10 protein-coding genes are annotated in these 12,432 nt (G+C 60.0%); 8 read left to right on the top strand and 2 right to left on the bottom strand.

All coding sequences use genetic code 11. From position 1 onward, the window contains the following. Positions 1-4 precede the first annotated feature (4 nt). From KGD89_RS10805 to KGD89_RS10790, 4 genes are read left to right on the top strand one after another with little or no spacing between them, the layout of a single operon-like run. Positions 5-769 carry a thioesterase II family protein gene (locus KGD89_RS10805; RefSeq protein WP_025259796.1) on the top strand — a complete coding sequence of 255 codons (765 nt, stop codon included), beginning with the start codon at positions 5-7 and terminating at the stop codon, positions 767-769. 12 nt (positions 770-781) lie between these two features. Further along, complete coding sequence (locus KGD89_RS10800; RefSeq protein ID WP_025259795.1) at positions 782-2,353, top strand: (2,3-dihydroxybenzoyl)adenylate synthase; 1,572 nt, start codon at positions 782-784, stop codon at positions 2,351-2,353. Positions 2,354-2,367: 14 nt separating this feature from the next. Next, positions 2,368-2,691, top strand: coding sequence for an isochorismate lyase (locus KGD89_RS10795; RefSeq protein ID WP_025259794.1), 324 nt, complete (start codon positions 2,368-2,370; stop codon positions 2,689-2,691). Beyond that, positions 2,688-4,058 carry an isochorismate synthase gene (locus KGD89_RS10790; protein WP_025259793.1) on the top strand — a complete coding sequence of 457 codons (1,371 nt, stop codon included), beginning with the start codon at positions 2,688-2,690 and terminating at the stop codon, positions 4,056-4,058. The genes KGD89_RS10795 and KGD89_RS10790 overlap by 4 nt, the downstream gene beginning before the upstream one ends. Positions 4,059-4,118: 60 nt before the next feature. On the opposite strand, the gene KGD89_RS10785 is transcribed toward KGD89_RS10790, so the two are convergent. Then, the gene (locus KGD89_RS10785; protein WP_025259792.1) at positions 4,119-4,676 is read right to left on the bottom strand and encodes a TetR/AcrR family transcriptional regulator; all 558 of its coding nucleotides are present in this window, start codon (positions 4,674-4,676) and stop codon (positions 4,119-4,121) included. A 178-nt stretch (positions 4,677-4,854) separates the two neighbouring features. On the opposite strand from KGD89_RS10785, the gene KGD89_RS10780 reads away from it, so the two are divergent. Next, positions 4,855-6,015, top strand: coding sequence for an efflux RND transporter periplasmic adaptor subunit (locus KGD89_RS10780; protein WP_038399813.1), 1,161 nt, complete (start codon positions 4,855-4,857; stop codon positions 6,013-6,015). Positions 6,016-6,048: 33 nt separating this feature from the next. Next, entirely contained in the window at positions 6,049-9,165 is a 3,117-nt protein-coding gene (locus KGD89_RS10775) for an efflux RND transporter permease subunit (protein WP_038399812.1), read from the top strand. A gap of 50 nt (positions 9,166-9,215) precedes the next feature. Here KGD89_RS10775 and KGD89_RS10770 read toward each other — a convergent pair whose 3' ends face one another. After that, positions 9,216-10,772, bottom strand: a complete 1,557-nt coding sequence (locus KGD89_RS10770) for a sensor domain-containing diguanylate cyclase (RefSeq protein WP_025259790.1) — start codon at positions 10,770-10,772, stop codon at positions 9,216-9,218. A gap of 314 nt (positions 10,773-11,086) precedes the next feature. Here KGD89_RS10770 and KGD89_RS10765 point away from each other — a divergent pair, with 314 nt between their 5' ends. Together KGD89_RS10765 and KGD89_RS10760 are read left to right on the top strand one after the other, a co-directional pair. After that, positions 11,087-11,866: a nickel uptake transporter family protein gene (locus tag KGD89_RS10765; protein WP_025259789.1), complete on the top strand. Its 780-nt coding sequence runs from the start codon at positions 11,087-11,089 to the stop codon at positions 11,864-11,866. Between the two features lie 17 nt (positions 11,867-11,883). Next, positions 11,884-12,258: a hypothetical protein gene (locus KGD89_RS10760; RefSeq protein WP_025259788.1), complete on the top strand. Its 375-nt coding sequence runs from the start codon at positions 11,884-11,886 to the stop codon at positions 12,256-12,258. Positions 12,259-12,432 lie beyond the last annotated feature (174 nt).

Below are 12,432 nucleotides of genomic sequence, written 5' to 3'. Positions count from 1 at the left end.
GTCCATGGGCATGCTGCGACCTTATCTCCAGGCCGACCACTGCGACACCCATGTGCTGCTCTGCCCGTTCGCCGGAGCCAGCGGCGGTGCATTCCAGAGCTGGCGCGGCCTGGACGAGCTGGGGCTGGACCTTTCGCTGGCAATCTATCCGGGACGCGACCAGCGCATGCACGAACCTTGCGTGCGTCAGGTCCAGCCACTGGCCGAAAGCCTTGCCGCTGAAATTCAGGCGCTGACCAACCCACAGCGCCAGAAGCTGATCCTGGCCGGGCACAGCATGGGCGCTCAGGTGGCTTTCGAGACCTGCCTGCTGCTGGAACAGGCCGGTAAACCGCCCGCCGGGCTGGTGTTGTCTGCCTGCCATGCGCCGCACCTGAGTGGCAGACGCCTGCTCAGCCATCTGGATGACCAGCGTTTTATCGAGCAACTGGTCGCCATTGGCGGTTGCAGCGAGGCGCTGTTGGCAGACCGCGACCTGCTGATGCTGTTCATGCCCTTGCTGCGCGCGGACTTCCAGGCCACCGAAAGCTACCACCGCCTGCTTGATCCCCAGCGCCAGCAACTGCACACCCCGACCCTCCTGCTGCACGGCAGTCACGACCCCGAGGCCGATGCCGAGGAAGTGGCGGCCTGGAGCCAGTGGCTGTGTGGCGATCACCAGCAACACGCCATGGCAGGCGATCACTTTTATCTGACTCAGCGTCCCAGGGCCTTTGCGGCCCGTGTTCTCGGTTTCATCGAGAACAGCATCAGCCCTTTCCATCATTAACGGGAGCCGGACATGAACACACAACACACCTTGCCCAATGACCCGCTGCAACCTTACCTCGACCTGACGCTGCCCCAGCGCCTGCAACACTGGGCTCAGGCCAAGGGTTCGCGCACCGCTCTGGTTTCGGGCGAACTGCGCATGAGCTACACGCAACTCCAGCAACGGGTCGAACGCCTCGCAGGCGGGCTGGCGGCGCTGGGCATCGTGGCCGGTGACCGGGTAATGCTGCAACTGCCCAACAGCATGGCCTTTGTCAGCGCCTTTTTCGCCGTGATGCGCATCGGCGCACTGCCGGTCCTGACCATGCCCACACAACGCGCCCAGGATATCGAAGCGCTGTGCCAACTGGCCGAACCGGTGGCCTACCTGATTCCCGACCGTATCCGCGACTTCGACTACCGGGAAATGGCAGCAGGCATCGTCGAACGCCAGCACTCGTTGCGCCATGTGATTGTCGATGGCGAACCAGGAGCCTTCACGGCACTGTCATCCCTGGATGCACCCTGCCCGGCATGGCCAGTCATCAATCCACTCGATACGGCATTGCTGCTACTTTCTGGCGGTACCACCGGAACACCCAAACTGATTCCGCGCAGCCACGCGGCCTACGCCTATAACTTTTCTCTCTCGGCCAAACTGTGCGAAATCGACAGCAGCAGCGTGTACCTCGCCGTGCTGCCGACCGCCCATAACTTCACCCTGGCCTGCCCCGGCATACTGGGCAGCCTGGCGGCGGGGGCGACGGTCATTCTGGGCGAAAGCGCAAGCTGCGATCAGGCGATGCCGTTGATTGAGCGCGAACGTGTCACCCATGTGGCGCTGGTTCCACCCTTGGCGCAGCTCTGGGCGCAAGGCCGGGAATGGGAAGACAGCGACCTGTCGAGCCTGAAGTTATTGCAAGTGGGCGGCTCGCGACTCGACCCGGTTCTGGCGCAACAACTGCTGGACGCCCTGGGCTGTCGCCTGCAACAGGTATTCGGCATGGCCGAAGGCCTGCTGTGCTACACCCGGCCGTCCGACGCTCTGGATACCGTGCTCAACACCCAAGGCAGGCCGCTATCGCCCTTCGATGAAGTACGGCTGGTGGACGCTGACTTGCAGGACGTCGCGCCGGGCGAGACGGGCGAACTTCTGACCCGTGGCCCCTACACCATCGCCGGTTATTACCGGGCCGAAGCCCATAACGCGGTCAGCTTCACCCCGGATGGCTTTTACCGCAGCGGCGATCTGGCACGCTGGACGCCGGACGGTAACCTGATCGTCGAAGGCCGGATCAAGGAACAGATCCAGCGCAGCGGTGAAAAGATTTCGGCCGCATTGATCGAATCCCACCTCAATACCCTGCCTGAAGTCGAGGCGGCCGTTGTGGTTGCCGTGCCGGACAGCCTGCTGGGCGAGCGCATCTGCGCCTTCATTCTCGGGGAACAACCTGCGGGCGCAGCCCAACAGGTGCGTGACCAGTTGCGCGAATGCGGGTTGGGCGAAGACAAGCTGCCCGATCAGTTCGAGTGGGTCGCGGCCTGGCCATTGACCGCCGTGGGCAAGATAGACAAACGCCAACTCGCCGTCATGGCTCAGTGAATCCGGAGTTTTCCATGAGTGCCATCAAGTCCGCGCCTGACTGCCAGAACCTGGGCGACATACGCCAAGGCATCGACAGCATTGATCAGCAGATCGTCAGTCTGCTTGCCCGACGCTTGACCTATGTAAAGGCCGCTACCCGTTTCAAGGCCAACGAACACAGCATTCCCGCCCCGGAGCGGGTCGTGGCCATGCTCGAAGAACGGCGCCAATGGGCCGCCGAGGCGGGGCTGCCTGTGGATCAGACCGAGGATTTCTTCAAGGACCTGATTCACTGGTTCATCAATCAGCAGATCAATCACTGGCGCACCCTGCATCCGGAGGCTTGTGAACAATGAACCCACTCCCATCGTTCGACGGGCTTCTGAAATGCCTGGACGAAGCCCGGCAGCGGGTCAGCCCGAAGCGGCCTTTTGTGCTGGCGTCATTCTCGACGCCATCGCCGGAGGTCGAGCCACTGACGCTGTTCAGCGCCAACCGGGAACATCTGCAACCGGCCAGCCTGTGGCACGTCAAGGCTCAGGCGCAATATCGCCTGGGGCTGGGCCTTGCTCATGAGTTCAATGCCCGCAGCACCGACAGTTGGCAACTGCTTGAAGATCGCTGGCAAAGCCTGGCAGCCGACGCCGTCGTCCATGGCCCGCATCGTCCGGCGCTGTTCGGTGGTTTCGCCTTCGACAGGCACCATCACAGAACCCGGTTATGGCGTGATTTTCCCGATGCTGCGCTGACCCTGCCGCGCTTCGAGCTGCATGAGAACGAGGGCCAGACACGCCTGATCGTCAATGTGCTGGTGGCGCAAGGCACCGTCTGTGAGCAACTGGCCGACAGCCTTGTCAACGAGTGGGCGACCGTTCTCGCCAGACCGGTACCCGTCAAGGCTGCGCCCGTCGACAACTATGTGCGCCTGTCCATGGCGCACTTGTGGAAGCAGGATGTAAGTAATGCTGTGAGCTGGATCCAGCGCAGCGACCTGGAAAAGGTCGTGCTGGCCCGTTCGCAAAACGTACCGGCTGCGCAGCCCTTGCATCAGGTCATGCAACGTCTGCTGCACAAACAACCCAATGCCTATCTGTTTGCATTCGCTCGGCAGGACAGTTGCTTTATCGGCGCGTCACCTGAATGCCTGCTGACCGTACAAGGCAAGGCGTTTCGGACCATGGCCCTGGCGGGCACAGCACCACGCGGCCAGAACAGCGCTGACGATGCGCGGTTGGGAGAGCAATTGCTCGCCAGCCGCAAGGATAACGCCGAGCATGCGATGGTGGTCGCCAGCCTCAAGGAGTGCCTGAGCCGGCACTGCCTGGAACTGGATATCGCTTGCCAGCCACGGCTGCACAAACTGCCGCATATCCAGCACCTGCTGACGCCGGTCCAGGGCACACTCGCGCCAGACGCCCGCTTGCTGGCAATGGTCGAAAGCCTGCACCCGACTCCGGCGGTAGGCGGTTTGCCTCGTAATCAGGCACTGGACTACATACGCAATCACGAGCATCTGGATCGTGGCTGGTACGCCGGGCCGGTAGGCTGGCTGGATGATCGCGGCAGCGGCGAATTTGCCGTCGCCCTGCGCTCTGCCTTGCTGGACGGCAACAGAGCGACCCTGTTTGCAGGGTGCGGGCTGGTCAGTGAGTCTGAGCCGGAGAGCGAGTATCGGGAGAGTGATCTGAAGATGCAGACCATGCGCGAGGCTTTGCAAGGGTAGCGAATTCATTCGCGAAGGCGGCCACATCAGCCCCTTCGCGGATAAATCCGCTACGAATGGTTACTTCACCACTGCCGCGCCCTGCAAAAAGAACTGCATCAACAATGCTGCCATACCCGAACGCGCCACCCGGCCGCGCCGTTCTGCATCCACCAGCCCGAACAGCTGGGAAGCGAAGATTTCCGTCAGTACCGGTGCGCCGATGTCGATCCGGAAAACACCTTCACGCTGACCACGCAGGAAGAAGGCATCCAGGGCATCCGAATACGGCATCCAGCGGGTGCCGCCACAGCGTTCGTCCATGGAATCCGGGCGCCATTGAAAGCACAGGAACACCAACACTTCACGATGGGTCAGGTGCCCTTCGATCAGACGGCTCAATGCATCCAGCGGTGCAGCATGCTCCAGGTCCGAGGCTTCAATGACCTGGTTCATCAGCGACGAGCCATGGTTGAGCAACATTTCGATGAGATTGCTGCGGGTCCCGCAAAAGCGATTGAGGGTAGCCTTGCTCACGCCGGCAGCCTCGGCGATGTCCTTGAACGTGCCTGCCGGATGTTCGACAAGCGCGATAGCCAGAGCTTTCAGGAGTTTTTCATCAGCAGCGGGTAAATCCATTGGGTGGTCTTTCACTCGTCAAAATGGCATGGCGGGCATTGTGCAGAAAAAGCCCATTTCCTCAAAGAACATTAACAATTGCTCACAAAAGATTCATATGAGTCAATATTGACTCACCTTAGTACAAAACAGATCATTCGCAACTTTAGCGATTAATGGGCGTTGCCCGGGTGAAAGCATGAGTACGTTGCGCGAATGGCGTGTTATTCCGGTTGTGACGCTGCTGGCCGCATTGGGCCTGGCAGGTTGTGATCAAAAAGCCCAACAAGGCTGGGGAGCGTCAGGCGCACCACGGGAGGTCGACTCTGTTGCCGTCAAGACCGAGGCTTTCACCCTGATCAACGAGCTGCCCGGCCGTATCGAGCCGGTCAGGGTCGCCCAGGTACGCGCCCGGGTCGCGGGTATCGTACTCAGTCGCAACTTCGTGGAAGGCGCCGATGTAAAGGCTGGCGATATCTTGTTCCAGATCGACCCTGCCCCTTTCAAGGCCGCCCTTTCCAAAGCCCAGGGTGAGCTGGCGCGCACCGAAGCAACGCTTTACGAAACCCAGGCCACCGTCAAACGCTATGAACCCCTGGTGAAAATCGAAGCGGTCAGCCAGCAGGATTACGACACCGCCAAAGCCGCACTGCAGAACGCCAGCGCTGCCAGGCGCTCGGCCCAGGCCGACGTCGAAACGGCTCGGCTGGATCTGGGTTATGCCACGGTCAAGGCGCCCATCTCCGGTCGTATCGGCCGAGCCACCGTCACCGAAGGTGCGCTGGTCGGCCAGGGCGAAACCACGCTGATGGCAACCATCCAGCAACTGGACCCGGTGTATGCCGACTTCACCCAGCCGGTGGCCGATGCCTTGCGCATGCGTACCGCCATCCAGAACGGCAGCCTGCCCAAAGGTGGTGAAGATGCCCTTTCCCTGAGCGTCGAGGGGACCGACTACCAGAGCCGTGGCACCCTGCTGTTCACCGACATCGAGGTAGACCGCACCACCAGTCAGGTTTCCCTGCGCGCCCGCTTCGCCAACCCCGAAGGCATCTTGTTGCCCGGCATGTATGTGCGGGTTCGCACGCCACAGAGCACAAGCGATAACGCGATCCTGATTCCTCAGCGTGCCATCAAGCGTTCCAGCGACGGCGCAGCCCAGGTGCTGGTCATCGGCAAGGATGGAACGGTGGAAGCCAGACCGGTGAAAACCGGAGCGATGCAGGACTCGCGCTGGCAGATCACCGAAGGGTTGAGCGCAGGCGAGCAGATCATCGTCGGCAACATGACCGGCCTCAATCCTGGTGACAAGGTCGTCCCCAAATCGCAACCCGCTCAACAGCAGGCCAAGGCTCAGTAAGGCCGACTTCAGCGCGATCAAGGATAACTTTCTATGTCACTGTTCTTTATCAAGCGCCCCAACTTCGCGTGGGTCGTTGCCTTGTTCATCCTGCTGGCGGGCCTGATGGCGCTGCCGTCGCTGCCGGTGGCGCAATACCCGGTCGTGGCGCCGCCGCAGATCACCATCACCGCCACCTACCCCGGCGCTTCCGCCAAGGTGCTGGTGGACTCGGTCACCAGCGTCATCGAGGACGAACTCAACGGCGCCAAGGGGATGCTGTATTACGAGTCGACCAGCAACTCCACCGGTTCTGCCGAAATCAACGTGACCTTCAATCCGGGGACCAACCCGGACATGGCTCAGGTCGAAGTGCAGAACCGCATCAAGAAAGCCGAAGCGCGCCTGCCGCAGCCGGTGCTGAGCCAGGGTTTGCAGGTGGAACAGGCCAGCTCCGGGTTCCTGATGATTTTCGCCCTGAGCTACAAGGGCGATTCGACCAACAAGGACACCGTTGCCCTGGCCGACTATGCGGCGCGTAACGTCAACAATGAAATCAGCCGTGTGAACGGCGTCGGCAAGCTGCAGTTCTTTGCCGCAGAAGCGGCCATGCGCGTGTGGATCGACCCACAGAAACTGGTGGGTTTCGGCCTGTCCATCGATGACGTGAATACGGCGATTCGTGGCCAGAACGTTCAGGTGCCTGCCGGCAGCTTCGGCAGTACGCCTGGCTCATCACTGCAAGAGCTGACCGCAACCCTGGCGGTCAAGGGCACGCTGGATAATCCCGAAGAGTTCGGGCGCATCGTGCTGCGCGCCAATCAGGATGGCTCCACCGTGCATCTGGCCGATGTCGCACGCCTTGCCGTGGGCAGCCAGGATTACAACTTCGAGTCGCGCCTGAACGGCAAGCGTGCCGTGGCAGCCGCCATCCAGCTCTCGCCGGGCGCCAACGCCATCGAGACGGTAAAGGCCGTCAAGCAACGCCTGACCGAGCTGTCGGTCAATTTCCCGGACGACGTCGAGTTCTCCGTACCCTATGACACCTCGCGCTTTGTGGATGTGGCCATCGACAAGGTGATCTACACCCTGATCGAAGCCATGGTGCTGGTGTTTCTGGTGATGTTCCTGTTCCTGCAGAACATCCGCTATACCCTGATCCCGACCATCGTGGTGCCGGTCTGTCTGGCGGGTACGCTGGCGATCATGTACCTGCTGGGCTTCTCGGTGAACATGATGACCATGTTCGGCATGGTCCTGGCCATCGGTATCCTGGTAGACGACGCCATTGTGGTGGTGGAGAACGTCGAGCGGATCATGGCCGAAGAAGGCTTGTCCCCGGCGGCCGCGACGGTCAAGGCGATGGGTCAGGTGTCGGGTGCGATTCTGGGCATCACTCTGGTGCTGGCTGCCGTGTTCCTGCCGCTGGCCTTCATGGGCGGTTCGGTCGGCGTGATCTACCAGCAGTTCTCGCTGTCGCTGGCGGTGTCGATCCTGTTCTCGGGCTTCCTGGCCCTGACGTTCACACCCGCGCTGTGCGCCACCCTGCTCAAGCCTATTCCGGCCGGGCATCACGAAAAACGCGGTTTCTTCGGCGGCTTCAACCGCCTGTTCGAAAAGCTGACACACCGCTACGAGCGACTGAGTTCGAGCATGCTGCAACGTGCGGGCCGCTACATGCTGGTGTATGTCGGCATCGTCGGCCTGCTGGGCTTCTTTTATCTGCGCCTGCCGGAATCCTTCGTGCCGGTCGAAGACCAGGGCTACCTGATCGTCGACGTGCAACTGCCGCCCGGTGCGACCCGTGCGCGGACCGATGAAACGGCACAGTTACTGGAAAAGTACCTGATGTCCCGCGAGAGCACCGACTCGGTGACGATGCTGCTGGGTTTCAGTTTCTCCGGCATGGGCGAAAACGCCGGTCTGGCTTTCCCGACCCTGAAGGACTGGTCCGAGCGCGGCAAAGGGCAATCGGCCGCCGACGAAGCGGCAGCGTTCAACCAGCATTTCGCCGGCCTGAGCGACGGTACGGTCATGGCGGTCACGCCACCGCCTATCGAAGGCCTCGGCACTTCGGGCGGCTTCGCATTGCGCTTGCAGGACCGAGCCGGTCTGGGTCGCGAAGCACTGCTGGCAGCACGTAATGAATTGCTGGGCAAGGCCAATGGCAACCCGAAAATCCTCTACGCCATGATGGAAGGCCTGGCCGAAGCGCCACAACTGCGTCTGAGTATCGACCGGGAAAAAGCCCGCGCACTGGGGGTGAGTTTCGAGTCGATCAACAATGCCCTGTCCACGGCATTTGGTTCCTCGGTCATCAGTGACTTTGCCAACGCCGGTAGACAGCAACGAGTCGTGGTTCAGGCCGATCAGGACTCGCGGATGACACCGGAAAGCGTTCTGAAACTCCATGTTCCCAACAGCAGCGGCACACTGGTTCCGCTGGGTGCGTTCGTCACCACTCACTGGGAAGAAGGCCCGGTGCAGATCGCCCGCTACAACGGCTACCCGGCGTTCAAGATTTCGGGCGATGCACCACCGGGTGTCAGTACCGGCGAGGCGATGGCCGAGATCGAGCGGATTGTTTCCGAGCTGCCACCGGGCATTGGTTACGAGTGGACCGGCCTCTCCTATCAGGAGAAAGTGGCCAGTGGTCAGGCGACGGTGTTGTTCGCACTGGCGCTGGTGGTCGTGTTCCTGTTGCTGGTTGCGCTTTATGAGAGCTGGGCGATTCCGCTGGTGGTCATGCTGATCGTGCCGGTCGGAGCCCTGGGAGCCGTGCTGGCTGTAACCGCGGTCGACATGCCCAACGATGTGTACTTCAAGGTTGGCCTGATCACGATTATCGGTCTGGCGGCGAAAAACGCGATTCTGATCGTCGAGTTTGCCAAGGAACTGTGGGAACAGGGGCATTCCCTGCGCGATTCGGCTCTCCAGGCAGCACGCCTGCGCTTCCGCCCGATCGTCATGACCTCGCTGGCCTTTATCCTGGGTGTCGTCCCGTTGACCATCGCCACCGGTGCTGGCGCTGCCAGCCAGCGTGCCATCGGTACAGGCGTGATCGGCGGCATGCTCAGCGCGACACTGCTGGGGGTGATTCTGGTACCGATCTTCTTCGTATGGGTGCTGTCGGTATTGCGTCGCAAGCCCCATCCAGTCGAACAGGAGTAGGCAGAGCTCAGCAATCTGTACTGGAGCGAATTCATTCGCGAATGAATTCGCTACGGATTATTTTTTGCCGTGATCTGTGACCAGGCCGGGCTGGCGTCGAGGAGGAACTTCGACGCCATGCTCACCTGATTCTTGCCCTGTGACTTGGCCGAATAGAGTGCCCGGTCAGCCAGTTCGATCAACCCTTCCTGATTCACCGGCTCATTGCGCTGCGCAAGCGTTGCAACACCCAGGCTGATGGTCACGATGTTGAAGGGGCTGGATATATGCTCGATGCATTGAGTGCGGATGCGCTCCAGAATCGCCTCGGCGACCGCGCGGGCACCCGCCTCGTCAGTATCGGGAATGACCACCGCAAACTCCTCACCGCCATAGCGGGCCGCCATGTCTCCGGGGCGTCTGATGCATTGCTCGATGATCCGGCTGATGGTCTTCAGGCACTCGTCACCCGCCAGATGACCGTAATGGTCGTTATAGAGCTTGAAATAATCCACATCGATAAGGATGAGCGACAAGGCCCGTCGCTCGCGCTTGGCCCGCTTGAATTCGATATCCAGAAACTGATCGAAGCGCCTGCGGTTGGCCAGGCCCGTCAGTTTGTCCTGAGAAGCCAGAAGTTCCAGGCTCTGGTTCAGTTCGATCAGTGCGGCCTGGGAAACCAGCAGCTCGCTTTCGGCCCGTATGCGGCGGTGGATATGGCCAATCAGGCGAATCCCCAATCCAACCAGCAACCCCAATAGCACCAGCACCACCACTATCGACTGGCGGGCCTGGTTCCACCAGATTTGCATGGCCTCTTCCCGGCCAACCGCAACTGTGGTCACCAACGGGTAATGCTCGCTTCTCTTGAAAGCGTAGAGACGATCAACCCCGTCCACATTGGAAATGAACTCGGCCGTACCGGACAAATTTTTACGGGTAATGGCAAAAATCGGTGCCGAGGAAAGGTCGCGGTTGATATCCGCCTCGCGGAAGGGATACCTGACCAGCAACCGTCCCTGAGACGAACTCAGGCTGATGACCCCGGTATGCCCGACATCGATATTGGAATAGAAGTTGAGCAAATGATCGATGCTGATGGTGATCAGCATGACCCCGCCAAAGCTCGAGTCAGGATTATCGATCCGCCGACTGATCGAAACCAGCCAGGCATTGGTGACTCGGCTGCGAAAGGCAGGCCCGATGAACACTCCACGGTCGCGATTTTCCTTGTGGTACATGAAGAACTCTCGATCTTCCCCCCCCATCCTCGGAATATGCCGGTTACTCAGGAATACCCCACTGCCGTCCGCGTCATACAGCACCACGCTGTTCAAGGGTTTCAGTGTAGCCATTTCCAGGGCAACCACCGACCTCAGGCGTTCGATCTGCTTTTCACCCACGCCCTCTTTCTCGACCCTTTCGATAAGGCCGACCAGCATCAGCTCACTCTGCCTGAACATGCCCTCGGTGTAGTTGCTCAGGGCACTGGTGAGGTTGACGGTATTGGTTTCGATACTCACCAGCGTATTCTGGCGCACCGTCACTATCTGCCATACCGTCAGTAACACGACGCACAGGCACACAACAAAAATCAGCAATGAGGCAAGACGAAGATCACTCTTCAAAGGCAGCCTCCAAGGCAGGTTGAAAACATGTTCGACGTACACGGATTCATCATTGAACCTGCGCACTCATGATGTGCACCAACCCTGTACCATTCTTTTGCCATCATTTCCAAGATTTGCTCGCTTCCCTTGTCCATATTCCGTATTGAAACAGTAGACGTGTTCCGGCCCTGAACGGAAAAAGCTTTGGGGCTCATACGAAAAAAATTAACGGCCAGATCATGACCTTAGCTCTGAAGAAGCTCGCACAAGCCTGACACAGAAGCTTTCGCTGGGTATTCTGGCCGGCTTGGCCCAATGGATATGAAACCGTCATGAAGAAAACCCTGAGCACCTTGCTTACCGCTTCGGCAATCCTGCTTGCAGCCCCCTCAGTACAGGCTCACCAGATCTGGTTCGAGCAAGCCCCGGACCGCAGCATGACGTTCTACTACGGCGAATATGACAACAATATGCTGGAGGTCACTCCTGGCGGCATGGATCGCTTCAAGGCCCTGGAAGCTCAGTGGACAAGCGCATCAGGAACGACTCCGCTGAAAATGAAACTCGAGCGCGACCACTTTTCGGTTGCTCAGAAGCCCGGCAAGAATGATTCATGGCTGGCCTTCGACAAGCAGTACCCGATCTTTCAGGTCAAGGACGAAGGCAAGACCGTCAGCGCCTACTGGACGCCAGCCACCCGCTGGGTCAGCGACTTTCGTGCCCGCGAGCCAGAGCTGGACCTGGATATCGTACCGACAGGCGTCGTAAAGGGCGATGAAGTGGAGTTCCAGGTCTTTCACCTGCAAGACCCGTTGGGCAATGTTCCCGTGACCCTGTCTTCGGGCTCCGGCTGGGTGCGGCTTGCCAATACCGATGGCGAAGGCAAGGTCAGCTTCAAGCTGCCCTGGAAAGGCACCTATGTGCTGGGTATCGAATACCGCGACCGCTCGGCGGGTGGAGAACGTGTCGGCCTTGATGGCAACAAGGAAAAATACGACATCCTGGCCTACAGCTCGTCGCTCTCGTTCCACAAGGCGAGCGGTCTGGCACCTCTGCCCCGCGCAGAATCAACGCTGCCAGCGTCGGAAATCGCTCGTCTGAACAAGAAGTAATTGAGGGGAACCTGTCAATGAAAGCTGTTTTCCATTGCCTGCTAGTTGCCTGTGCCCTGTTCATGAACCAGGCCAATGCCCATGGCGTTCCTCAGCCGCAGCATGGCGGCCTGATCGAAGATGCCGGGCTGGTAGCCATCGAAATGGTCGCCAACGGCGATACCGTGGACCTGTACCTGACCGATCACGATCAGCCGGTCAGTGCCGACAACGTCACCGGCGTGCTGACCATTACCACCCGCCATAAACGGGTTAAAACCGACATCGTCGCGCTCAGCGGCAATCAACTGCAAAGCAAGGGCGTGAGTTACCAGTCAGGCTCGCGGGTCAGCGCCCTGCTGACTCTGGCGGATGGCAAGACCAAGGTCAGTGCGCGGTTCAAGATTCCGTGATGGGGTTGAATATGGCATTCAAGACCGGCCTCGGTGTTACTTAAACTAACGAAAATGCCCTGCTTGCAGGGCATTTCTTACGGACCCGTCCCTATCATCCGCACGAAGTTTCCTAGAAAATCCCATCCCCTTGCGTGGGTGTTTTTGGCTCTCTAGGCTGTGCCGGTCACTGCT

It is taken from the genome of Pseudomonas cichorii (genome assembly GCF_018343775.1).
Classification (GTDB): domain Bacteria; phylum Pseudomonadota; class Gammaproteobacteria; order Pseudomonadales; family Pseudomonadaceae; genus Aquipseudomonas; species Aquipseudomonas cichorii.
Note: the sequence above shows the minus strand (reverse complement) of the source record. Positions and strands in the feature narration are given on the sequence as shown.